The sequence below is a fragment of the Azospirillum mesophilum genome (assembly GCF_053470405.2).
Genome location: NZ_JBPXMQ020000001.1, coordinates 194073 through 217140, shown reverse-complemented (window position 1 = coordinate 217140; position 23068 = coordinate 194073). Strand labels below are relative to the sequence as shown.

24 protein-coding genes are annotated in these 23068 nt (G+C 69.2%); 5 read left to right on the top strand and 19 right to left on the bottom strand.

The window, feature by feature from the left end; all coding sequences use genetic code 11:
* Positions 1-5 precede the first annotated feature (5 nt).
* Positions 6-1217: a glycosyltransferase family 4 protein gene (locus tag ACSVC7_RS01045; protein ID WP_448204187.1), complete on the top strand. Its 1212-nt coding sequence runs from the start codon at positions 6-8 to the stop codon at positions 1215-1217.
* 26 nt (positions 1218-1243) lie between these two features.
* Positions 1244-2119 (top strand): TIGR01459 family HAD-type hydrolase, encoded by an 876-nt coding sequence (locus tag ACSVC7_RS01040; RefSeq protein WP_448203979.1) that lies wholly within the window; start codon positions 1244-1246, stop codon positions 2117-2119.
* Positions 2120-2152: 33 nt separating this feature from the next.
* Here ACSVC7_RS01040 and ACSVC7_RS01035 read toward each other — a convergent pair whose 3' ends face one another.
* Positions 2153-2479: a ribbon-helix-helix domain-containing protein gene (locus ACSVC7_RS01035; RefSeq protein ID WP_448203978.1), complete on the bottom strand. Its 327-nt coding sequence runs from the start codon at positions 2477-2479 to the stop codon at positions 2153-2155.
* A 281-nt stretch (positions 2480-2760) separates the two neighbouring features.
* On the opposite strand from ACSVC7_RS01035, the gene ACSVC7_RS01030 reads away from it, so the two are divergent.
* Both ACSVC7_RS01030 and ACSVC7_RS01025 read left to right on the top strand, forming a co-directional pair.
* Positions 2761-3897, top strand: a complete 1137-nt coding sequence (locus ACSVC7_RS01030; protein ID WP_448203977.1) for a hypothetical protein — start codon at positions 2761-2763, stop codon at positions 3895-3897.
* A gap of 8 nt (positions 3898-3905) precedes the next feature.
* Complete coding sequence (locus ACSVC7_RS01025; protein WP_448203976.1) at positions 3906-4610, top strand: SH3 domain-containing protein; 705 nt, start codon at positions 3906-3908, stop codon at positions 4608-4610.
* A gap of 121 nt (positions 4611-4731) precedes the next feature.
* Here the strand turns inward: ACSVC7_RS01025 and ACSVC7_RS01020 are convergent, their stop codons facing one another.
* The 9 genes from ACSVC7_RS01020 to ACSVC7_RS00980 all read right to left on the bottom strand — a co-directional run bounded on the left by ACSVC7_RS01020 (position 4732) and on the right by ACSVC7_RS00980 (position 13260).
* Positions 4732-6549, bottom strand: a complete 1818-nt coding sequence (locus tag ACSVC7_RS01020) for a transglycosylase domain-containing protein (RefSeq protein WP_448203975.1) — start codon at positions 6547-6549, stop codon at positions 4732-4734.
* A gap of 52 nt (positions 6550-6601) precedes the next feature.
* A complete protein-coding gene (locus ACSVC7_RS01015; RefSeq protein ID WP_448203974.1) occupies positions 6602-7078 on the bottom strand; it encodes a growth inhibitor PemK in 477 nt (158 codons plus the stop codon).
* Positions 7079-7336, bottom strand: a complete 258-nt coding sequence (locus ACSVC7_RS01010) for a type II toxin-antitoxin system Phd/YefM family antitoxin (protein ID WP_448203973.1) — start codon at positions 7334-7336, stop codon at positions 7079-7081. It lies immediately after the preceding gene.
* A 78-nt stretch (positions 7337-7414) separates the two neighbouring features.
* Positions 7415-7762, bottom strand: a complete 348-nt coding sequence (locus tag ACSVC7_RS01005; protein ID WP_448203972.1) for a DUF805 domain-containing protein — start codon at positions 7760-7762, stop codon at positions 7415-7417.
* Positions 7763-7908: 146 nt separating this feature from the next.
* Positions 7909-8436: a translation initiation factor IF-3 gene (gene infC, locus ACSVC7_RS01000; RefSeq protein WP_149469411.1), complete on the bottom strand. Its 528-nt coding sequence runs from the start codon at positions 8434-8436 to the stop codon at positions 7909-7911.
* A gap of 83 nt (positions 8437-8519) precedes the next feature.
* Positions 8520-10484: a threonine--tRNA ligase gene (gene thrS / locus ACSVC7_RS00995; RefSeq protein WP_448203971.1), complete on the bottom strand. Its 1965-nt coding sequence runs from the start codon at positions 10482-10484 to the stop codon at positions 8520-8522.
* Positions 10485-10621: 137 nt separating this feature from the next.
* Entirely contained in the window at positions 10622-11770 is a 1149-nt protein-coding gene (locus ACSVC7_RS00990; protein WP_448203970.1) for an EAL domain-containing protein, read from the bottom strand.
* 45 nt (positions 11771-11815) lie between these two features.
* The gene (locus ACSVC7_RS00985; RefSeq protein WP_448203969.1) at positions 11816-12889 is read right to left on the bottom strand and encodes a quinone-dependent dihydroorotate dehydrogenase; all 1074 of its coding nucleotides are present in this window, start codon (positions 12887-12889) and stop codon (positions 11816-11818) included.
* On the bottom strand, positions 12886-13260 hold the full coding sequence (locus ACSVC7_RS00980) for a DUF952 domain-containing protein (RefSeq protein WP_448203968.1): 375 nt from the start codon (positions 13258-13260) through the stop codon (positions 12886-12888). The genes ACSVC7_RS00985 and ACSVC7_RS00980 overlap by 4 nt, the downstream gene beginning before the upstream one ends.
* A 276-nt stretch (positions 13261-13536) precedes the next feature.
* Here ACSVC7_RS00980 and ACSVC7_RS00975 point away from each other — a divergent pair, with 276 nt between their 5' ends.
* Complete coding sequence (locus ACSVC7_RS00975; protein WP_448203967.1) at positions 13537-13782, top strand: hypothetical protein; 246 nt, start codon at positions 13537-13539, stop codon at positions 13780-13782.
* 56 nt (positions 13783-13838) lie between these two features.
* Here the strand turns inward: ACSVC7_RS00975 and ACSVC7_RS00970 are convergent, their stop codons facing one another.
* The 9 genes from ACSVC7_RS00970 to ACSVC7_RS00930 all read right to left on the bottom strand — a co-directional run bounded on the left by ACSVC7_RS00970 (position 13839) and on the right by ACSVC7_RS00930 (position 22932).
* Positions 13839-14315 (bottom strand): cell wall hydrolase, encoded by a 477-nt coding sequence (locus tag ACSVC7_RS00970; protein ID WP_448204186.1) that lies wholly within the window; start codon positions 14313-14315, stop codon positions 13839-13841.
* A gap of 32 nt (positions 14316-14347) precedes the next feature.
* A complete protein-coding gene (locus ACSVC7_RS00965) occupies positions 14348-14662 on the bottom strand; it encodes a hypothetical protein (RefSeq protein ID WP_448203966.1) in 315 nt (104 codons plus the stop codon).
* A 76-nt stretch (positions 14663-14738) separates the two neighbouring features.
* Complete coding sequence (gene terL / locus ACSVC7_RS00960) at positions 14739-16280, bottom strand: phage terminase large subunit (protein WP_448203965.1); 1542 nt, start codon at positions 16278-16280, stop codon at positions 14739-14741.
* Positions 16280-18310 carry a glycosyl hydrolase family 28-related protein gene (locus ACSVC7_RS00955; RefSeq protein ID WP_483507868.1) on the bottom strand — a complete coding sequence of 677 codons (2031 nt, stop codon included), beginning with the start codon at positions 18308-18310 and terminating at the stop codon, positions 16280-16282. Before ACSVC7_RS00955 ends, terL begins: the two co-directional genes overlap by 1 nt.
* 217 nt (positions 18311-18527) lie before the next feature.
* Positions 18528-19226, bottom strand: a complete 699-nt coding sequence (locus ACSVC7_RS00950) for a hypothetical protein (RefSeq protein WP_448208764.1) — start codon at positions 19224-19226, stop codon at positions 18528-18530.
* A complete protein-coding gene (locus ACSVC7_RS00945) occupies positions 19226-21121 on the bottom strand; it encodes a phage tail protein (protein WP_483507867.1) in 1896 nt (631 codons plus the stop codon). Before ACSVC7_RS00945 ends, ACSVC7_RS00950 begins: the two co-directional genes overlap by 1 nt.
* A complete protein-coding gene (locus ACSVC7_RS00940; protein WP_448204523.1) occupies positions 21121-21690 on the bottom strand; it encodes a phage connector family protein in 570 nt (189 codons plus the stop codon). Before ACSVC7_RS00940 ends, ACSVC7_RS00945 begins: the two co-directional genes overlap by 1 nt.
* Before the next feature lie 101 nt (positions 21691-21791).
* The gene (locus ACSVC7_RS00935) at positions 21792-22061 is read right to left on the bottom strand and encodes a hypothetical protein (protein WP_448204522.1); all 270 of its coding nucleotides are present in this window, start codon (positions 22059-22061) and stop codon (positions 21792-21794) included.
* A 52-nt stretch (positions 22062-22113) separates the two neighbouring features.
* Positions 22114-22932 (bottom strand): phage capsid protein, encoded by an 819-nt coding sequence (locus ACSVC7_RS00930; RefSeq protein ID WP_448204521.1) that lies wholly within the window; start codon positions 22930-22932, stop codon positions 22114-22116.
* Positions 22933-23068 lie beyond the last annotated feature (136 nt).

Here is a 23068-nt window from a genome sequence, read left to right as displayed (position 1 = left end):
TGGACATGGAACTGGAACCCCACCTTAACACCGGCGATGCCCCACGCAACCCGCGCCGCAGCTTCGCCGAGGCGCCCGGCACGCCGGTGGTGCTGCAGGTGCTACCCAACCTGGTCACCGGCGGGGCGGAGCGCGGCTGCATCGACGTGGCGCTGGCGCTGGCCCAGGCGGGGGCCGTGCCCCTGGTCGCCTCGCAGGGCGGGCCGATGGTGGCCGAGCTGGACCGCGCGGGCATCCGCCACATCACGCTGCCGCTGGCCTCCAAGAACCCGTTGGTGATCCGCAAGAACGCCCGCAAGCTGGAGGCGATCATCCGGGAACAGCGCGTGGACATCGTGCACGCCCGGTCCCGCGCCCCGGCCTGGAGCGCCTGGATGGCCTGCCAGCGCACCGGCGCGCGCTTCATGACCACCTTCCACGCCCCCTACAATTTCAAGAGCGGGATGAAGCGCTGGTACAATTCCGTGATGGCGCGGGGGGAGCGGATCATCGCCATCTCCGACTACATCCGCCAGCACATCCTGGAGAATTACGAGGTCGATCCGGCCCGCATCCGCACCATCCATCGCGGCATCGACAGCTTCACCTTCGCGCCGGAGCGGGTCAGCTCCGCCCGCATGATCCAGCTGGCCAACCAGTGGCGGCTGCCCGACGACAAGCCGGTGATCCTGCTGCCCGGCCGCCTGACCCGCTGGAAGGGCCAGACCGTGCTGATCGACGCCCTGGCGAAGCTGGGGCGCAAGGACGTCTGCGCGCTGCTGGTCGGGTCGGACCAGGGCCGCTCCGGCTACCGGCAGGAGCTGGAGGAGCGGGTGCGCCGCGCCGGGCTGGAGGGCGTGGTGAAGATGACCGACCACTGCAACGACATGGCCGCCGCCTACCGCCTGTCCACGGTCGTCGTCTCCGCCTCGCAGGAGCCGGAGGCCTTCGGCCGCGTGATCGTCGAGGCGCAGGCCATGGGCAAGCCGGTGATCGTCACCGCCATCGGCGCCTATCAGGAAACCGTCATCCCCGGCGAGACCGCCTGGGTGGTGCCGCCGGCCGACTCCGACGCGCTCGCCAAGGCGCTGGACGAGGCGCTGTCGCTAACACCGGAACAGCGCGACGCCATCGGCGCCCGCGCCCAGGCCTTCGTCGCCGACCGCTACACCAAGCAGCGCATGTGCGCCGACACGCTGGGCGTCTACGCCGAGCTGCTGGCCGAAACCGTGCTCTGACCCTTCCTTTGCCGACTCCGGACATCATGACCCATATCGAGCAGCTTTCCGGCCTCGCCTCCGTCATCGACCGCTACGACGGGGTCATCCTCGACCTGTGGGGCGTCATCCACGACGGGGAGCAGGCCTACCCCGGCGCCGCCGACTGCCTGGACCGGCTGCGCGCCGCCGGGAAGGTGATCTGCCTGCTGTCCAACGCGCCGCGCCGCACCGGTGGCGTGATCCGCAAGCTGGAGGGCATGGGCATCGGGCGGGAGCGTTATCACCACGTCCTGACGTCCGGCGAGGCGACCTACGAGGCGCTGCGCCGGCGCGACGATCCGTGGCACGCAGCACTCGGCCGGCGCCTGTTCCACATCGGGCCGGACCGGGACCAGGACGTCTATCTCGGGCTGGACTATACGGTCGTGCCGTCGCCGGAGGAGGCCGACTTCGTGCTGAACACCGGCATCGTGGAGTTCGGCGAGCCGCTGTCGGTCTACGAACCGGCGCTGGAGGCCTGCCGGGCGCGCAACCTGCCGATGGTCTGCGCCAACCCCGACCTGATCGTCATGGTCGGCCCGCAGATGGTCATCTGCGCCGGCACGCTGGCCCAGCGGTACGAGGAGATGGGCGGGGACGCCTTCTGGCACGGCAAACCGCACGCCCCGGTCTACGACCGCTGCCTGTCGCTGATGGGCATCACGGACAAGCGGCGCATCCTGGCGGTGGGCGACAGTCTGCGCACCGACGTGGCGGGGGCGAACGCCGCCGGCATCGACGTGGCGCTGGTCACCTTCGGCATCCACCAGGAGGAGTTGGGCGGCGCCTGGGGCGAGGCGGTCGATCCGGCCAAGCTGGCCGCTGCGGCCGAGGCCGCCGGCCACACGCCGACCTTTGCCGTCCCCAGCCTGCGCTGGTAGGTGCCATTCCCAGCCTGCGCTGGTGACGGGGGGTTACTCGTCGTCGAAGGGCGGAATCGCGTCGTCCATCGCCTTGCGGAGGATGGGCGACGGCCCGTCTTCCGCGAAGCCGCGGTTGCCGATGGCGTTGCGGTAATAGCTGACGATGAACACGCGGATGGAGGCCGTGAGGTTGGCCTCCCCGCGGCGGCGGTCCACCTCGGTGCAGATGTCGTTGAGGGACAGGTCCTCGCGCTCGCAGATTTCCTTCAGGGAGTCCCAGATGTAGGGCTCCATGCGCAGGCTGGTGCGCCGGCCGCTGACCTTGACGTTGCGACAGACCAGGAGGGCCCCTTCCTTGTTCCTGTGCCTGCCTGACATGTGACGCCCTGATCCCCTGCCGTTGCGGAACAGCGTTCGCCTCCGCGGCGAACATACATCCATTTGTATGATGATATTGCAAGCGGCGTGTGCGCACAAAGCCAATTTCGACCGGCGGTCGCGCCGTCACGCAACGATGCCGTGCGTGCCGTGCGCCTCCGGCCGCAAATTCCCACCGCGCCGTGGGCAAAACGCGCTTCCCTTCCGGGGGACGTTCGCTATACCAGTGCCCGGATTGGCCGACACAAGCCCTTGTGGGTACTTCCGGTGGGGGACGAGCGATGGTGCAGCCGGCGGATTGGCGGTTCGCGGTGGTGCTGATGGCCGGGCTGGCGCCCGTCCTGGCGGCGAACGCGGCTGAATTCCCGGTCGATCCGATTCGCGCGGAGGTCGCGCGCCTCGTCCCGCCACCCTGGACGGTGGAGGAGGTGACGGTCACCCCGGTGCCCGCCCCGGTGCCGGAGGGAAAACCCGCCGCGAAAGAGTCCGACTCGCGCGCCGCCGCCCGAATCGGGGCGCGTCTGCGGCTGGCCAAGCCCACCTACGTCGTGGAGGGCCGCGACGGGCCGGTCACCTTCATCCGCCCCGGCGCGACCTCCGGCCAGGAAAAGACGCTGAACGCCACCGCGCTGGCGAAGCGCAGCGGCAACGGCTGGACCGCCCAGATCGAGTTGCAGAACCCGGAGGTGCTGGAGGTCCCCGGCAAGCCGGCGGAGGAGCTGCCCGGCCGCCTCGTCCTCGCCGGCTCGGAGGAGGCCAAGGCCGTGCGCGAGCAGTTCGACCGCGAATCCCGAGAGCGCATCGCCGAGGAGCAGGCCCGCCGCCAGCGGGAGGAGGAAATCCGGACGCAGGTCGCCGCTACGGCCAAGGCCGAGTCCGACCGCGTCGAGGCCGAAAAGCGCGCCGCCGAGGCCCGCGCCGGCAGGATCGGCGAGCTGCGCGCCCGGCTTCTGGGCGGTGACCGCGCGGTGCGGATCGCCACCTACGAGGCGGCGCTGGGCGGCAACGATCCCGCCGCGCGGCAGGTGGCGGTGGAGGCGGCCTTGCAGAGCCGCGACCCGGTGCTGGCCAACCTCGCGCTGAAGGACTGGATCGCGCGGCGCAAGGCGCTGCCGGTGCAGCTGTTCGCGACGAAGGAGGACGCCAACTCCGAAACGGTGCTGAACAACCTCGGTCCGCTGACGTTGGAAATCGAGTCCTTCAACCCGGTCAACGGTGCCATCGCCGGCCGCATGGGCGCCCCCGGCTACAGCATCGCCAAGCCCTCGGCCGCCATCGGCACGCTGGCCCAGACGGAGCTGACGGTGAACGCCTACGGCTGCGCGCTGGCCCTGCGGCTGACCGAGCACCAGACCATGGACGGGCTGTTCCGCTGCCAGACCCTGCCGACGCTCATCGCCCGCATCACCGTGGACTGAGGCCACCGATGCGGCGCGCCATTCCCAGCGCTTTTGGTTGTGTCCTTGCGCTGTTCGCCGGGACGCTGCTGGCGGGGACGGCCACTGCGCAGAAGGCGGGCAATCCCCCAGACGTGTTCACGCCGAGGCCCGCGCCGACCGCCGATGTGCCGAAGCTGACGCCGCGCGCGGTTCCGGAAGCGGGTGCGCCGCAGCCGCGCGCCGCGCTGACGCCGGCCCCGGTGGTCGCCCCGCCGCTGTCGCCGGTCGTGGTGCCGGGGGGTGCACCGACCCCGGCGCCCGCTCCGGTGGCCGCGCCGCCGAAGGTCGAGGCCGCCCCGTCCGCAGTGGTCGCGGAGCCGGCCCCCGCTCCCCTTCCCGCGCCCGCCCGCAAGCCGGAACGGGCCGCCGAGAAGCCGCCGGCACCGCCCCAGCCCCTCACCTTCAAGGGACCCTACGCCAAGGCGTCGAAGGAGGATCGTGGCTGCGCCCTGCCCGACGCCATTCCGGAAAAGCACCGCCCGTCCATCGCCGTCGGCTCCGCCGCCCGCGTGCTGGCCGACGCAAACCTGCGCGTCGCCCCGGTCTGCGACGCCAAGGTGAAGGACGTGCTGGAGGACGGGGAGACCGTCACGGTGATGGGCGTCTACGGCCGCTGGTACCAGGTGGGCCGGCACGGCCGGGCGCTGGGATACGTGGGGGCGGCGCTGCTGGCCGAGGTGAAGAAGCGATAGGGGTACTTTGCCCCCTCCCTAACCCTCCCCCGCCGTTGGCGGTGGAGGGTACTGCCGCCGCTTCGCACAAGCCCCCTCCACCTCGAAGAGGGGGAGGGTTGGGGAGGGGGGCAAAGCACTCTCACCGCTTCCTCGCCGCTTCCACCATGAAGGTCCGCCAAATCTCGGCCGGCACGGAGCCGCCGGTGACGCCCTTCATCGGGGCGTTGTCGTCGTTGCCGACCCACACGCCCACGGTCATGCCGTTGGAGTAGCCGACGAACCAGGCGTCGCGGAAGTCGTTCGTCGTGCCGGTCTTGCCGCCGGCGCCGTCCTTCGTGGTCAGGGCGGGGATCCGCGCCGCCTTGCCCGTGCCGTCGCGCAGCACGCCGGCCAGCAGCGTCTTCATGGCGGCGACCTTGTCCGGCTCGATGACCCGCACCGGGGTGGGCTTGCCGTAGCTGTAGATCTCGCGCCCACGCGGGTCGGCGATGCGCTGGAACAGGTGCCCGCCGACCTTTGTGCCTCCGTTGGCGACCGCCGCATAGGCCTGGGTCAGTTCCAGCAGCGACACTTCGCTGGTGCCGAGCGCGAGGCCAAGCCCGGCGTCCAGCGGCGATTCGATGCCCAGCCGATGGGCAACCGCCGCGACCTCCTCCGCGTGGCCCTGGGTCAGGCGCGCCGAGGCCGTGTTGGTGGAACGGGCGAAGGCCTCCGCCAACGTCAGCCTGTCCGGGTAAGTGTTGTCGAAGTTGCGGATGGCGCGCCCGTCGGTGAACTCCATGCGGGAGCCGTCCACCAGCGAAGCCGGCGTCAGGCCGCGCTCCAGCGCCGCCAGATAGACGAACAGCTTGAAGGCGGAGCCCGGCTGGCGCTGCGCCTGGATCGCCCGGTTGAAATGGTCGCGGCGCGCCGAGGGGTCGCGCCCGCCGACCATCGCCAGGATCTCGCCGTCGCCGTCCAGCGCCACCAGGGCGACCTCCGCATCACCAAGGCTCTTCTCCCGGCGCTTCAGCACGGTCTCCACGCTGCGCGCGGCGGCGGCCTGAAGATCGCGGTCGAGCGTGGTGCGGGCGGTGAAGGTCGGGCCGGGGCGCGAGGTCACAGCGTAGCGCTCGGCGGCAAAACGGTCGAAGCGGGCCTTCGCCGTCTCCCGGAAATGGCCCGTCGCCAGCGCCGCCGTCCGGTTCGCGACGGCCAGCATCGGGCGCTGGCGCTTGGTCAGTTCCGCCGTGCGCTTGGTGATGAAGCCGGCGTCGGCCATGGCGTCGAGGACGATGCCCGCCTTGGCCTCCGCCTTCTCCGGATCGGCGAAGGGGTTCAGGCGCGACGGGGCGGGCAGCAGCCCGACCAGCATCGCCGATTCCTTCAGCGACAGCTGCGTCGCGGACTTGCCGAAATAGACGCGCGCGGCGGCGTCCACGCCATAGGCGCCGAAGCCGAAATAGGCCCGGTTCAGGTAGAGGTAGAGGACGTTCTTCTTGCCGAGCTTTTCCTCGAAGTCGTTGGCGCTGTAGATTTCGTAGGCCTTGCGGGACCAGCGGTCGTAGTCGTTGAGAAAAATGATCTTCATCGTCTGCTGGGTCAGCGTGCTGCCGCCCTGGCTGAACCGCCCGGACGTCACCGCCACCGCCAGCGCGCGGGCCAGCCCCTGGTAGTCGAGCCCGTCATGCTCCAGGAAGCGCTTGTCCTCCTTGGCGATCAGCCCCTGGATCAGGTGCTTGGGCAGCTTTTCCAGCGGCAGCGTGTCGCCGTAGACCTCGCCCACCGTGCCGATGTAGCGCCCCTGCCGGTCGAGGAAGCGAACCCCCTGCCCCCGGTCGTGCGCCAGCACGTCGTCCACGGTGCGGAATTGCTCCCCGAACAGGTCGATCGCCCAGGCGGCGGGCGCGGCGGAGAGCAGTGGAAGCGCCAGGGTCAGCGAAAGGGCGACGCGGCGCAGGAGGGATGGTCGGGGCATAGGCCGTTTGTTGGAGGCGAGACGCGCCACAAGTCGGCCCGACGCCCGCCTTTCACAACCGGATACCCCTTAATTTCAAAGGGCTGTCAGTCTCCGGGCTGTCCCGCTTTACCAGACGAGCCCGGCGCTCCCGGTGTACGGTCAGGAAGGCGTCGCGAATGCTTTGGAACAGGCGTGGTGGCAGGTACCCATAATGGAAGCGCCCTGGAACTGTCGGAACGGGCTGCATGTCGGGGCTTGGCCAGACATCGAGATTGGCTTCGGATACGATGACCCATGACCGATCCTGGTCAAGGCCGAGGTGCTCCTTCACCTTCGGCGGAATCTCGACCCCCACGGCCGCCCCGCTAGGCTCGGAGTGCGTGATCGGCAGAAGAAGAACCCGCGTTTCCTCGCCTTCGCGACGCAGGACGAGCACGACGCAGGCCGGCCGCGCCTTGTCAGCCGTTCCAGCCCCATCCTCGTGGCGTCGATGCCAAAGATAATCATACCGAATAACGAGCCCTGGCTCGGCCGGAGGTATCGGCATTCATCCGTCCATCAGGCGATCAAGATGGGCGTGACGAGGGTCCATGTCCGTGCGTGCAACCTGCTCCACGATGTCGTCCGGCAGGTCTTCCACGGCATGGGCACGCCGATCCCGGCTTTTGAGACGGCGATACTCCGCCATGGACATCATGACGAAGCTTTCGTTTCCATCATCGTCGATGGCGATCGGTTCCGCCCGAGCGGCGTCCTCAATCATCCGGATGTTTTCGCGAAGTTCCCGAGACGAAAAGCTCTTCATCACGACCTCCTCACCGTGCACGGACTGTAAGCCACGCACCGTCAACAAGGAAGCCTGTCCTGGGCGATGTACTGGACGTCACGAAAAGGCGGGCGGCGCCACGGGCGAGTCGCCGAAACGGTTCGGCCCTTCCGTGCCGCGCAGGAAGCCGCATTCGACGATGGTCCACAGGAAGCCGAGGAGCGGGATGAACATGATCAGCATCCACCAGCCCGACTTGTTGCGGTCGTGCCAGCGCTTCACCCCCACGGCGAGGCTCGGCCAGATCAGGAGGACGTTGAAGACGGCCGTGAAGACCGGCACCTCGGAATTGGAGTCGAGGATCGCGACGACGATGGACAGGACAAAGGCTGCCAGCGCGAACAGCCAATAGGGCTTGCGGTTGATGCGCCCCTTGAACGACAGCAGAAACTCCGACCAGGACATCGCCGGTACTCCCGTATGAACGACCGGGAGAAAGGTAGAGAAGGCAATCGAAGCCCGGCAAGCCACCGCGACAAAAAAGCCCGCCGAAACCGGCGGGCTCTTTTGAAACGCGTGGCCCGAGTGGGTGGGCCGTGGGCGCCGAAGGGTCACCTCGGGGCCAGCACCATCACCATCTGGCGGCCTTCGAGCTTGGGCATCTGCTCGACCTTCGCCAGTTCGTCCAACTCGTCGCGCACGCGAACCAGCACGTTCATGCCAAGATCCTGGTGCGCCATCTCGCGCCCGCGGAAGCGCATGGTCACCTTGACCTTGTCGCCTTCCTCAAGGAAGCGGCGGGCCGAGCGCATCTTCACGTCGTAGTCGTTGTCATCGATATTGGGTCGGAGCTTGATCTCCTTCACCTCGATGATCTTCTGCTTCTTGCGCGCCTCGGCAGCCTTCTTCTGCGCCTCGTACTTGTACTTGCCATAGTCGAGGATTTTGCAGACAGGCGGTTCCGCCTGCGGAGCGATCTCGACGAGGTCGAGGCCCGCATCTTCGGCGGCAAGCAACGCATCGCGCAACGAAACGACGCCCACCATCTCGCCATCAGCGCCGACGAGACGGACGGAGCGAGCCGTAATCTCCCGGTTCACCCGCGGTCCATCACGGGTCGGAGCGGCTTCGGACGGTATCCTGGCTATGGACGCTTCTCCATGGCTGATAACCCACCAGGGCGCGACCTCCCAGAGGAAGGCCCGCCCAAGGGTGCGGTCAGTTAAAACGGCGAATCGAAGGCGGCGGCGCCCGCGGGGGACCTCGCCTCCTCCGCTAGTTTATTGAGCGCGGCGTCGAGGGCAAGTACTTCCTGATCCTTGCCCCCGAGGGTCCGGAGGGCGACCGTCCGTTCTTCCGCCTCGCGCTTGCCCACCACGACCAGGACGGGGATCTTCTGAAGGCTGTGTTCACGGACCTTCAGGTTGATCTTCTCGTTCCGGGTGTCGAGCTCGGCGCGGATGCCACGGCGCTTCAGAAGGTTCACCACCTCCTGGCCGTAGCCGTCCGCCTCGTTGGTGATGGTGCAGACCACCGCCTGGACGGGGGCCAGCCACATCGGGAACTTGCCGGCGTAATGCTCGATCAGCATGCCGATGAAGCGTTCCAGCGAGCCCAGGATGGCGCGGTGGAGCATCACCGGCCGGTGCTTCGCCCCATCCTCGCCGATGTAGGACGCGTCCAGACGTTCCGGCAGGTTCGGATCGTACTGGAGCGTGCCGCACTGCCAGGTGCGCCCGATGGCGTCGGTCAGGTGGAATTCCACCTTCGGGCCGTAGAAGGCGCCCTCGCCGGGCAGATCCTCATACTCCAGACCGGCGGCGTCGAGCGCCTGGCGCAGCGCGCCCTCGGCCCGGTTCCACAGATCGTCGGAGCCGGTGCGCACGTCGGGGCGGAGCGCCAGCTTCACGGCGATCTTGTCGAAGCCCAGGTCCTTGTAGACGCCGAGCTGAAGCTTGAAATACTCAGCCGCCTCGGTCGCCACCTGATCTTCCGTGCAGAAGATGTGGGCGTCGTCCTGGGTGAAGGCGCGCACGCGCAGGATGCCGTGCAGCGCGCCCGACGGCTCGTTGCGGTGGCAGGAGCCGAACTCCGCCATGCGAATCGGCAGGTCGCGGTAGGAGCGCAGGGCATGCCGGAAGATCTGCACGTGACCCGGGCAGTTCATCGGCTTGATGCCCAGCATCTTCTCGCCGTCATCGGCCGAGACCTTGAACATGTTGTCGCCATACATGTCCCAGTGGCCCGACGCCTTGAACAGCGAGCTGTCGATCAGCTGCGGCGTCTTCACCTCGACATAGCCGGCGGCCTGCAGCTTGGTCCGGATGTAGGTTTCCAGCGTGCGGAACAGCGTCCAGCCCTTGGGATGCCAGAACACCGACCCGACCGCCTCTTCCTGAACGTGGAAGAGGTCCAGCTCCTTGCCCAAGCGGCGGTGGTCGCGCTTCTCCGCCTCCTCAAGCTGGGTCAGATAGGCCTTCAGCTCCTTCTCGTCGCGCCAGGCGGTGCCGTAGATGCGCTGGAGCATCGGGTTCTTGCTGTCGCCGCGCCAGTAGGCGCCGGCCACCTTCGTCAGCTTGAAGCCCTGCCCGACCTTGCCCGTGGTGGGCGCGTGCGGGCCGCGGCACAGGTCGAGCCAGTCGTCCTGCCGGTAGACGCTGATGTCCTGATCCGCCGGGATCGCCTCGATCAGCTCCGCCTTGTAGTGCTCGCCGAGCTTCTTGAAGTAGGCGATCGCCTCGTCGCGGGTCCAGACCTCGCGGACGATGGGGATGTCCTTGGCCACGATCTCGCGCATCTTCGCCTCGATCTTTTCCAGATCGTCGGGCGTGAAGGGCTCCTCGCGCGCGAAGTCGTAGTAGAAGCCGTTGGCGATGGCGGGACCGATGGTCACCTGCGTGCCGGGATACAGCTTCTGCACGGCGTCGGCGAGGACGTGGGCGGCGTCGTGGCGGATGACCTCAAGCGCATCGGGATGATTGCGCGTGACGATCTCGATCTTGGCGTTGGTAGTGAGGGTGGTGGTAACGTCCTTCACCTCGCCGTCGACCTTGACGGCAAGCGCATCCTTGGCAAGGCGCGGCCCGATCGACGCGGCAATTTCAAGCCCCGTCACCGGCCGGTCGAACTCCCGCACGCTGCCGTCGGGCAGCGTGATGGCGATGTTGGACGTCACCGAAGTCACCATTTGACTGTGTTGCATCGCACCCGGCGCATGCCGGGAACGCGAAAGTTCTAATGTCCACCGGGGCGATGTCAAGGGCGGCGGGCGCCGAATCCCGCGGATTCACGCGCGATTGTGGCGGATGTGCAGGGCGGCGGGGGTCAGTCCGGCCGGCGGGCGGGACGCGGTTCCCCGAACAGGTAGCCCTGGCCGACGTCGAAGCCGGCCCCGAGGACGGCGGCCAGCTGCGCCTCCGTCTCGATCTTCTCCACGATGATGTCGATGGTCTTGCCCTCGGCCCGGCGGAGCAGATCCTCGATGCGAGCCGCGTTGGCGGGGTCGAGCACCAGGGCGCAGTCCAGCTTCAGGCAGCGGAAGTCGTGGCGCAGCAGGGCGTCCACGTCGATGTCCAAATCCGTCACCTGATCCATGGAGAAGCGGAAGCCGATGCGCGCCAGCTGCCCCAGGATGCCCAGCGTCACGGCTCCGCCGGCGCGGATCTGCTCCTGGCTCAGCTCGAACATCAGCTTGGGCACCAGCGCCTGATTCTGCGCCATCAACTGCAGGAACTGCTCCATGAAGTCGGCGTCGCTCAGCGTCGCGGCGGAGATGTTGGAGAAGAAGCCGATGGCGTGCTGCCGCACCTCCGTCTCGCGGATCAGCTGGACGCAGCGGACCAGAAGCAGGTTGTCGATGGTGGCGATCAGGCCTTCCCGCTCCGCGATGTCGAGGTAGCGGTCGGGCAGGATCAGCGAGCCGTCGGGTGCCCGCACGCGCGAGAACACCTCGTAATAGCGATGCTTGCGCTGCGGCAGGCCGACGACCGGCTGAAGGTAGATGTCGATGCGGTCGGCCGCCAGCGCGTCGCGCACCGCCTCCAGCACCATGGAGTCATCCAGGGGCGGAGCAGCGGCGTTAGCCGCGGCGGCGGGCGGGCGTGGGGGTTCGGTATGGGGACGCTTCTCGCCGAGGCGGCTGACCAGCGATTGCAGCAGCCGCACCTCCTGCACGACGGTCTCGTAATTGGCGGCGCCGGCTCCGGTCCCCTGCCCCTCGTCGATCAGGGCCTTGTGGCGCGACAGTTCTCCGGCCAGCGTGGCGACCGTGCGTTCCAGTTCGTCCAGGCGGCGGGCGGCGGCGCGCTCCCGCTTGCGGCGGGTGGCGATGTCGACCACAAGCCCGGCGCTCAGCAGCGCTGTGGCCCCGGCCAGCCCACCAAGCGCGGCGTCCGCCTCCGGCCGCAGGACGGACAGCGCCCCGATCGCGGCGGCGGACAGCGTGGCGGCAAGCGCGGAGAGGATGGGAAACATGCGCTCCGCGCTCCCGATCAGCGGCAGTCAATCAACGGCAGTCAATCAGCGGTGATCCGCCCCCACGGCGTCGCCCAGCCGGGCAAAGCCGTCGCGGCGCAGCAGGTCGGCCAGATCGGTCTTGATCGACTGGACCAGCGCCGCCCCGTGATAGACCAGCGCGGAATAGAGCTGCACCAGCGAGGCGCCCGCGCGGATCTTGGCGTAGGCGTCGGCGCCCGACGCGATGCCGCCCACCCCGACCAGCGGCAGCTTCCCGCCGGTCAGCCGGTACATTTCGCCCAGCACGGCGGTGGAGGGCGCGAACAGCGGCTTGCCGGACAGGCCGCCGGCCTCCGACCGCAGCGGCTCCGGGATTTCGGCCGGGCGGGCGATGGTGGTGTTGGAGACGATCAGCCCGTCGATGCCGGACTCCAGCGCCACGGCGGCGATGTCGGCCTTGTCCTCGTCGGTCAGGTCGGGGGCGATCTTCAGCAGGACGGGAGGGTTCTTGGCGAGCTTGCACTCGGCGCGCGCGTCCAGCACGCGGCCGAGCAGCGTGCGCAGCGGGTCGCGGCCCTGGAGCGCCCGCAGGCCCGGCGTGTTGGGGGAGGAGACGTTGACGACCAGATAGTCGGCCAGCGCCGCCACGCGGCGAACGCCCAGGACATAGTCGTCGGCGGCCTCCACCGTGTCCTTGTTCTTGCCCAGGTTGGCGCCGACGATGCCCGGCGCCTTGCGCCCGTTGGACAGCCGGCGCTCCAGCCGTTGCGCGAAGGGCTCCAGCCCCTCGTTGTTGAAGCCCATGCGGTTGATGACTGCCCCCTGCTCCGGCACGCGGAACAGGCGGGGCTTCGGGTTGCCGGGCTGCGGGCGCGGCGTGACGCTGCCCGCCTCCACGAAGCCGAAGCCCTGGCGCAGCATGGCGTCCACCACCTCGGCGTTCTTGTCGAAGCCGGCGGCGAGCCCGACCGGGTTGGCGAAGTCCAGCCCCAGCACGCGGGTCCGCAGGATGGAATCGTCCACCGCCCGGACCCCCGGCACCAGACCGGAGGACAGCGCCTTGATGGTCAGGCCGTGCGCCGTTTCCGGATCGATGCTGCGCAGGATCGGGCCGACGATGGGAAACAGGTCGATCACGGAGCGATGCCCTCAGGATTCATAGGGAAGTTTGGCGGGAAGACATGCCGGCCGTCCGGCCCCAGCGGCAACGGATCGGCGCGCAGCACCGCCGACACCGGAAGCGCCGCGTAGAGGTGCGGGAAAAGCTGGCCGCCGCGCGACGGCTCCCACCACAGGGCCTCGCCCAGCGCGTCGCCGTCCACCGTCAGCAGGACCAGCCCGTCCTGCCCGGCACGGTGCTTGGCCGCGCTCTCCTCCACCTGAGCGGCGGTGGAGAAATGGATGAAGCCGTCCGCCGCGTCCTGCGACGAACCAGGGTAAGAGCCGGTGGAGAGCGCCCGCTCCCACTCCTCGGCCCGGCACATATGGTAAATGATCCGATCGGTCATGGCGCCGGGGACATTACCCGAAAGCCGGCGGGGCCGGAAGCGGAACGGGTTGAAGAGTTGCCGGAACCTCTGATTGCTTTGCATTTTGCAAATGGCGAAACGGGGTTGCGGCGGTCCATTGCGGCATTTTGCAGTTGCCGAGCCCCCCGCCGCACCGCTCGAAACGGTTGCCGCCGCCCGAAAACGCCGCATTTTCACGGAATTTTCTAAAATGCCGGATGATCGCCGCAGTTGGCATCCGGATTGCTGCAAGGGCAGCAATCAAGGAGGTCCGCCATGAACGCGATTGCAATGACGGTGGTTAAGGAACGGCACGCGGCGGAACGCGCGCTCGACTCGTCGATGGCCCTGGGGGCGTCGCCCGTGGGCGCGATGCCGCTGGCTTCGTTCGGCGAAACGAGCCACACGCCGGTTCCGCTGAAGCCGACGGCCGGGATGCTGGCCGCGGGCTCGCGCGCCGGCGGCGTGTCGGTCGAAACCGCCTGGAAGATTTACCTGGCGATGATCAACGAGGCGGCCTGATCCCATCCAGGCCCGCGCCGGCCCTCTCCACGGGCCGGGGCGCGAGCTGGGTGGGATCACTCCACGTCGTTGTAGAACAGCCGGTTCCCGATCTCGGCGCAGGCGCAACGGTCCCGCGCCCAGTCGGGGGTCTCGCCCGTCCGGTGCACATGGGTCGCCCCGCCCGTCGGGTCCGGCAACAGCCCGGCGTTGGCTCGGCGCGCGATGCGCAGGGCGATGGCAAAGACCGGATCGGCGGGCGTAACGGCCAGCAGCGCCGCCCGGTCGGCGTTGTCCGGGTCCCAGCAGGCGAACTGTCCGGGCTTTCGGCAGACGGACACCACATCGCCGCCCCACCACCAGCCGCCGCGTTCCCGCGCGCGGCGGACGCGGTTCATCACGACCGCCGCCACCCCCTCCATCGCCCGCACCGGCTCGCCGCGCGCCTCCCCCCACAAAGTGCGGGCCAGCGTGTCCACGGCATCGTCGGGGCGACGGCGGACGGGCGGCGTCTCCGAAGGCGGGACGGCCGGGGCCGTCACGCTGTCAAGCACGGGGCTCAAGACGGGCCTCAAGGCGCGGCCGCTCATCGCCGGCCCCCATCCGCGCACGGGGTCGCGCAGCCGCCTTCCAGCTTGTTTTCGATGCGCAGCAGATGGTCGGTGAGGCGCTGCTCCACATCCTTCAGCGTGGCGAAGGAGACGTAGGTCTTCGCGACCTCCAGCTTGTAGGCGGCCAAGCTCTCGCGCACCTGCGTCTGGGCGTATTCGGCGCGGGCGCGGACATTCTCCAGCGCGGTCTCGGCGTCCTTGCGCAGCCGCGCGATCAGCCAGAAGAGCCCGCCCATCACGGGCAACTCCACGGCCGAGATCCACCAGACCAGATCAACGGTCTCATGCATTGCGGTTCTCCGGAAAAAGGCAAAGAAAAAGGCCGCTTCCGGGTTGGAAGCGGCCCTGGTTGGGGTGCGTCGTCGGTCACACGTCCCACGCCGACGGCGCTACGACCGGAGCCGTGCCGCGCCAGTCGGGGCGGCGTTCGGCGGTCGGGGAGCGGTCGAAGCGGAAGGGCTCGCAAGAGAGCGCGCCGGCCACCGCGTCCAGCCCGTCGTCGTGGCCCTTGTAGCGGCCGCCGTTGGGACCATGGCCGGGTGACCATTCCCGCATCTCGCGGACGAAGGCGGTTTCCCACACGCTGGCGTGGGCCAGCAGGCGCTTGTCGGCCAGCAGCGCGTCGAACGCCTCCTGAATGCGGGCGGCCTTGGCGCGGCGGCTGGTCTGCTCGACCACGGCGGCCGCGACCTTCGCCTTCTCCAGCGCCTTGCGCAGCAGGCCCGGCAGGAAGCGGCCGATGCCGTTGGTCTCCACATGCACGGACGGCAGGTGATGCTCCTGCAGGAAGCGGGCGACCTGGGCGCACTGCTGCTCCGCCTCCGTGTCTCCCCCCTTGGGATCCACCGCCAGATAGAGCACCCGGTGCAGGTAGAAGCGCCCGTCCGTCCCGCCGAAAACCGCGGCGACCACGCTGGAATCGCCGGGCTTGCCGCCCTCCGTCGCCGGCCGGGCGAAGGCAGGGTCCCACCAGCAGGAGGCGGAGGCCATCCGCACCCCGTTCAGCGTCAGCACGGCGCGGCCCAGCGATTCCCGGTACTCCAATTCCCCGCCATAGCGGCCGAGATTGTCGACGTTCAGGTAGCCTTCCGCCTCGTTCACGGGGCGCAGCAGCATCTGGCTGGTGAACTTGTTGGGGCCGGTCGCCTTGCGGATGCGGTTGACGTGCGCCTCGTCGTAGCGCTTGGGCCAGGCGTAGACGCGCCTGCCGTCCGGCCCGTCCGCATAGACCGGCAGGACCAGCCGCGCGAAGCCCTCCAGGAAGGGCCGCATCTCCCCCACCTCCGGCCGCGGCTCGTCGGCGTAGATGGAGTAGTAGGTGTGCGGCGTCCCGACGTAGAGCTGCACCCCGCCGGGCACCAGCAGATAGTCGATCTCCGCCAGCTTCTCCCGCAGGTCCGCGCGCTTGCCCGGACTGTCGGAAGTGCGCGGAACCTCCACGTCGTCGCAGATCACCACGTCGGCCCGGCTGCCCGTGATGTTCCCGCCGATGCCCGCCGCGACCATGGAGGGGTCGCGCAGTTCCTGCGGGCGGACCACGGTGAACTGGTCGGCGGCCCACTGGTCGCGCTCCTTCGCGGGGGGCTTCAGGTGCCGGGTGTCGGGGTGGCGCTCGATGATGCGCTTCACGTTGCGCACCATCTTCTTGGCCAGCTTCATGTCCGCCGCCAGCACCAGAAGGCGCCGGTTGGGGTCCTGGTACAGCATCCATGCCGCGAACAGCCCGACCAGCGAGGACTTGCCCGCCCCACGGAAGGCCATCAGCAGCATGCGCCGGTCGCCGGAGCGGCTCTGCTCCTCCAGCCACAGCGCGATTCGGCGGTGGTGGCGCGGGGTGGCGAGGTCCGACAGCTTGTTCCAGTCATGGACGAAGGCGAAGAAGCCCTTCTTCTTCTCATCACCCTTCATCACGACACCCGCGCCAGGATGTGCCAAGCCGTGCCGTTCGACATGACGGTCACCGCGCTGCCGGTGGAGGACAGCGACACCACCGCGTTGTCCGGCCCGCCGCCGCCCTCCTTGGTCACGGTGACGGGATTGCCGGTGACGTCCGACTTCTTGATGGTCACCGTGCGCCCGATGGCGTGGGCGGCGGCGGGGGCCGGCAACTGCACCGTGACGGCGCCGTTGTAGGCGCTGACGAGACAGAGCGACTGGTTCAGGTCCGGCTCGAAAACGCCCGGCTGGTCGTGGAAATGGGCGTTGCCCGGCGGGTTGTTGCCGGCGACGATCCACCAGCCGGCGCCGTTCGACACCACCGTCACGAAGTCGTACCGGTTGCCGAGCGCCAGGGTGCGCCCGTCCGGCCCCGGCCCGCCAGCCTCCGTGATGCTCAGCCGGTGGGTGGAGGCGTCGGTCCGCTTGATGGTCACCGAATGCCCGTTGGCCGAACCTGCCGAGGGCAGGCGCAGCTCCACGTCGCCCGCATAGGCGCTGACCAGATAGACGGAGCTGGTCAGGTCCAGCGCCACCAGCCCGCCGGCCGGCGGCTCCACATACTCCGTGTCGAAGCGCAGGGCTTCCACGATCAGCTGGCTGACGCGGCTGCGCATCAGGCGGTTCTTTTCCGGATAGCCGGCGTTGACCGCCGTGTACTGCCCGCCCGACTTGTCGTAGATCGCCGGGCCGGCGGACATGGACAGCAGGTTGACGATGGCCGTCTCCACCGACCCGGCGTCGAGCTGCACGTTCGGCACGCCGCCCAGCGATTCGGCGTAGAAGTTCAGGATCAGCGTCTTGTCGGTGTTGGCGCCGACGCGGAAGCAGGCCTGCGCCATGGTGGACAGGTTCGCCTCGCAGTCCTGGAAGGTGTTGTTGTACTTGCCCTGCTCCACGTAGAAGCCGCTGCCGCTGATGGGCGCCGACAGCGAATAGACGCGCACCTGATGGAAGCGGTTGGCGTTGGGCGTGTCGCCCTCCCCCGTCCGCGTCAGCCAGACCCCGTGCAGCGCCGGGCGCGCCACCAGCACGCGCGCGACGTTGTTCCAGTAGCAAGGCCAATTCGGGTCGGCATGGCCGTCGAACAGCAGCCCGACCCGCGCGTCCCAGATGGTCAGGTCGAGCAGCGCGTTGTGCACGCACGGGCCGTCGCGCCCGAACAGCTTGACGCCGGCATTCCCGTTCTCCAGCCGCAGCAACGACACGGTGGCGTAGCCCTCCGGCAGGTGGATCAGGTCGAAGTCCGCCGAGGCGCCGACGATGACCGAGGACTGCCCCGCCCCGTACAGCGTCTTGCCGTAGGCGACGGTCAGCGTGTTGCGGATCCGGTAGGTCCCCGGCGGCACATAGACGGCCTGCGCCGTGGTCAGCGCGGCCTGGATCGCCAGCGTGTCGTCCACGACTCCGTCGCCGACCGCACCGAAGTCCTTAACCGATACCGCGTCGGCCAGCTTCTCCCGCACCGGGCGGCGGACCGCACCGGCGCCCGGCGCCACGAAGGTTGACAACGCCTCCTCGTCCACCGGCGGTCGGACGGTGGGGTTGCCGGTGGAATCGAAGGCCAGCAGCTTGCCCGACCGCACCGCCCGCTCCGGCAGCATGTTGGAGGCCGGCAGGTCGGTGTCGGTGTAGCGCAGCATCAGCTCCTGGTCGCCCGCCACCTGCTGGAGTGCTGCAGTGAGCTGGTCGAACTCCCGGTTCAAGGTGGAGGCCGGGAGCGGCCCGTTTTCCAGAAAGTCGCTGGTGCGCTCGATGGGCAGGCGCCGGCGCAGCAGCACCGGCGTGCCGGCGGCCGGCGGCGTGGTGAAGGTGACCGCGCCGCCCTCCGTCGCCCCGGCGCCGGACACGGTGTAGCCGGTGCTTTGCAGGGCCGCGCCCAGGAAGACCTGGAGGTCGCCGTCTGCGAAGATCGGAAACGGAAAGGTGAAGGCCGCCTGCGCGCCGTCGGCAAGATACTGGATGCGCGGCGCGCCGCGCGGGATCTGGATCGGGGTGGGCATGGAATGGCCCTCAATGGCGGGTGAACGCTGACGTGAATCCCCTCGCCCATCCCCGATGGGAGAGGGAGGGGCCCGCCGCAGGCGGGAGGGTGAGGGCAAGGTTTGCCCAAGAATTCTGCTTTTGGATTCCCAGGATTCTCGGGCGAACCTTGCCCTCACCCTCCCATGCTGCGCATGGGTCCCTCCCTCTCCCGCCGGAGGCGGGCGAGGGGTGGTTTCAGTAGAATTTGCTCATGAACTCCAGGCGCTGGCGGTCGGCAAGCTGCGCCTGTTCGAGCAGGTTGCGGCGCCGGCTGTTGTCCAGCTCCTGCTGGATGGCCTGGCGCTTGATCTGGTCGATGCGGTCGGCGTCCTGCTTGTCGAGCGCACTGTCGTTCACGGCGCCCAGCAGGATCGCCTCGCCGGAGCCGTCCGCCGCGCTGACCCCGTTGGCGCCGAGCGTCGCGCGGGTGCGGGCCATGGTCCGGCGCAGCGCGTCCACGCGCCGACGCTCCTCGGCGTCGGCGTTGGCGGCGAGCTGGGCGAGCTGGGTCTGCGAGTCCGCCTGCTGCTTGGTGAAGTCCGCGTTCTGGGTGGCGCGCAGTTGGTCCGCCGTCTGGTTCTGGCTCTCGGCCAACCAGTTCATCTCGCGGGTGCGCTGCTGCTCCGCCTCGGTGCGGGCCGCCTCGTCCTTCTGGCGCTGGAGGTCCTGCTCCTGCCGGCGCAGTTCGTCCTCGCGCTGCCATGCCAGTTGCTGTTTCTGCTGCTCGTAGGCGCGCTGGCGATCCTCGGCGGCGCGGTCCTCCGCGTATTTACGGTCCAGCTCAGCCTGCTTCTGGCGCGCGCTGGCGGAGGAGCCGGCGATGCTGTTGACGGTGCCGACGACGGAACTCGCCAGGGGCAAGGCCGTCGTCACGAGTGGGGTGATTCCGCCCATCAGTCGTTTACCTTCAGTTCCATGGTGACGGACAGCAGGGTGAAGGGCAGCGGCGCGTCCTGCCGGATGAGCCACAGCGGCCTGTCGATGTCGCGCCGCCAGCCGAGCGCGCGCAGCTTGCGGTCGCCGGACACGCGGGCCGGCACGCCGCCGGCCGGCTGCGGACCGGTCTTGTGCAGCGGCAGTTCCTGCACGCCGCGCCCGAGGTCGGCGTGCAGCGCCGCCGTTTCCTCCAGCCGGAAGGTCACGGCGACCAGCCGGACGAGGTTGGCCCCGCCCGCCTGCCCCAGCAGGCTGACCGGCAGCGGCTCGATCCGGTGGGTGTAGGGCAGCCCGGCCTCCACATGGCGGGCCGGCGGGTCCAGCACGATCTTACCGGCGGCGACGGTGGCGTTCGCGCGCACCACCCCGTCGGCGACGACCGCGACGGTGCGCCCCTCCAGATGGTCCAGCCCGGCCCACACCGCCGTCGGCGCGTCGTGGTCGCCGACGAGTGCCGCGTCGAGGTTCAGGCTGTCGTCGAAGCGCTCGATGCTCCAGCGGACGCCGCGCTCCACCAGCACATAGACCTCGTCCCCGACCACGGCGACGGAGCGCACTGCCCCGTCCGTCTCCAGCCGGGTCCAGGCGGTCACCTGCTCCAGCCGGTAGACGGTGAGCGCGCCCAGCGAGCCGTCCTCCATCACCACGAACATCAGCCGGCGGCTCTGGTCGTAGTCCTGGTCGCGCGGCTTGATCACCAGATGCCGGGCCAGCAGGGCGAGGTCGTTGGCCTGATAGGCGGCCTCCGTGTCGGTGTAGAGGAACTCGCGGATTTCCTTGCCGTTGCGCGACACGAACAGGGTGGCGCCGTCCACGTCGCGCGGCGGGACGGAGCGGTCGACGGGCGAGCCGATGCGCGTCTGCCGGTTCACCTGGATGTTCTGCGGCGTCATCGGGTCGCCCGACACCATGTACTCCGCGCCCGAGGTGAAGACCTGAAGATGACGGCCGGAGAAGACGGCGCGGATGGCGTTTACCTGGTCCGACAGGATGCCGAACTCGATGGCCTCGTCGTCCTTGCCGGTGCCCAGGTCGAAGTTCCACAGGTCGGCGGAGCGCGACAGCCACAGCCGGTTGGGCAGGTCGCGCGACCCGCCTATGACCAGCCGGTCCTGGTGGAAGGCCGCCGACACCGGCCAGCCGCGCAGGGGCGAGAAGGACTGCTCGTCCCAGTTCGTGGTGGCGTTCGCGTTGGGCAGAGTCTCCAGTACCGTGGCGTTGACCTGGGTGGCGGAGACCACGCCCGTCACCCGCAGCTGCTTGCCCTGGATGCGGATGCGGCACCCGTCGTGCTTGGGATCGAACACGGCGGCCGAGGCCGTGACCGTGATTGCCCCCTCCGTGCCCGAGGGGGTCAGCGTGACGGTCGTGTCGCCGAACCGGTAGAAGGGCATCGACAGCCGCTCACCGTCCGCCACATAGGTCCATTCCGTCAGGGTCCATGCCGCGGCGCCACTGCGGGTCAGCTTGCGCGGGGGCACGTCCGGGTGGCAGACCAGCAGCGTGTCGGCGCTCTGCGTCCAGGTGATCTGCGGAAGCTGCGCGGCGGTCCAGGGCGCCTCCACCGTCGCGATGCGGGCGTCGTCCTCGTAGACGTCGATCGTCCCATCGGAGAAGGCCAGCAGATAGGTCTGCTCCGTGTTGAACTCGAAGGCGACGAGGCGGCCCGCCCCCCGCGCCGCGTCCACGAAGGCGAGGCCGGAGCGGCGCGTCACCCCGCCCGTGGGGTGGATGAACAGGTTGCGCAGGCTCAGCGCCCCGTTGTCGTAGGCGCGCAGGTCGCCGCGGCCGAGCAGCCGGCGGGACACCTCGCCCGCCGTGAAGTTGGTCTTGATCTGGTTGATGCGCGGCATCACGCCCTCGCGTCGATCAGGGTGAAATCCTCGAATCCCGGCTGGCTGTCCTGCTGGGCGTCGATCTGGCGGGCGCGGCGGAACTCGGTCTCGGCCAGCCGTTGCAGCACGTCGGCCCGGCTGGAGTTCTCGGTCAGCGGGATGCAGAACTCCGCCGCCAGACGCGCGATCAGCGCCTGGTCGAAGAAGGCCGGGAAGTCGGCTTCGTCCGGGCGGCCGATGTAGGTCAGCACCACCGTGTCCGACGCCGCGTGCAGCGCGCGGCCGGCGATGCGGTATTCCAGCCCGCGCCCGCGCCCGGCGATGCCGGCGCCAAGCGCACGCAGGAAGTCGGCCGGCAACTGGAAGGCGCCGGTGTAGTCGGCCAGCGGCTCGGCGGCGAGGCGCGGCAGGCTGGCCTGCCGGGTGGCAAAGCTCCAGGCGTTGGCCGACAGCAGCGCGTCGCGCGTCGGCTCGTAGAGGGAGGCCGCGACCTCCGCCTCCGCCGTGCCCTCGTCGAAGGCGGTGATCGCCGTCGCCCCGATCTTGATCAGCGCGCGGCTGCACAGCCCGATTGCGGTCAGTGCCATGGGATGGATCCTTCAAGGAAAGCAAAAGCCCCGCCGGACGGACTCCGGCGGGGCTCCACGCGTCGGCTGCGGTCGGGCCGGGTCAGGTCAGTCCAGCCCGGTCAGTCCGCGTCAGCGGACGCGATGGGCGCAATGCCGGTCACGTCCACCACGCCCGCCGCGTTGGCGGCGACCACGAAGACCCCGCCCGCGGGCGCGTTCTCCGGGCCGGTGTTGGCGAGGATCATGTCGCCGACCCGCAGCAGGTCGGCCGCGGCATTGAAATAGCCGCGCGCGTCCAGCTCGGCCGCGCGGTCGGCAGTGGTGTAATGCCAGAGCGTGAAGCCGTTGGCGTAGGCGAGCACGCTCAGGTCCTTCGAGGCGTAGGCCATGAGGGAAAACTCCGTGACGATCAGGGGGACGATCAGGGGGGAAGAGCGGGCCTCAGCCCTCGAAGCAGCGCAGCGTGACGAGGCCGGTCGGGTCGATCAGGCAGGCGCCCTGGCTCATCATGTTGTTGACGAAATGGGCCGCCCGGTCGCCGTGCCAGCTGATGTCGGTCTTCACGTCGGCGCCCGCGGCGTGGCCGACCGCCGTCTTGTGGAACCAGTGGCACAGCCGCACGCCGTTCGTGGCGGTCAGGCCCGAATGCGGCATCCACAGCGTGCCGAGCCAGCGCTTCGCCTGGGTGCCGCGCCACGGCAGCTCGTCCGGGCCGACATACTGGGTGCTGGCGAACTCCTCGATGCCGAGGAGCTGGCTCCACTGCTTCCAGCCGACGATGGCATAGCGCTGGCCGTCGTCGGGCACGTCGGCGGTGCCCAGCGTCTCGAAGGCTTCCAGCACCTTGGCCTTGGTCAGGCCGTCGGTGTTGCCGCCCGCGAAGTTGGTGGACTTGTCCAGCTCGGCGATGATCAGCTCGTCGGTCTTGCGGCCCAGCGCGTAGGCGCCGGCGTTGGCGATGATCTGCCGCTCGTCGATGTTGATCTTCAGCTCGTCCAGCCGGTCGACCCAGTCGCCGGCGTAATAGTCGTAGAGCACGCATTCGACCGGCGTGTGGTCGATGTTCATGACCGGCACCGTGCCGTGCCGCGCCTTGGTGGAGGCCGTGCCCTTGCCGACCTTCTGGAAGACGGTGGAGGCACCCTGGACGTTGTTCTTGGAGCGCACGGCGTTGCGCAGCTTGGAACCCATGCGCTGGAAGGCCTCGTGCACTTCGCGTTCGAACTGCTTGACGAAGGCCTGGGTGATGGATGCGGACATGCCGAAAAGTTTCCTTTCGCGTTCTTGCGGGTCCCGTCCGGCGGGGAGCATTCCGCCACCCGGTTGTCAGGCGCGCGCCCGGCTGGAAAAGCCCAAGGCGCGCCCGGCCGCGGGCGTAGCGCGAAAAAGAAAAGGG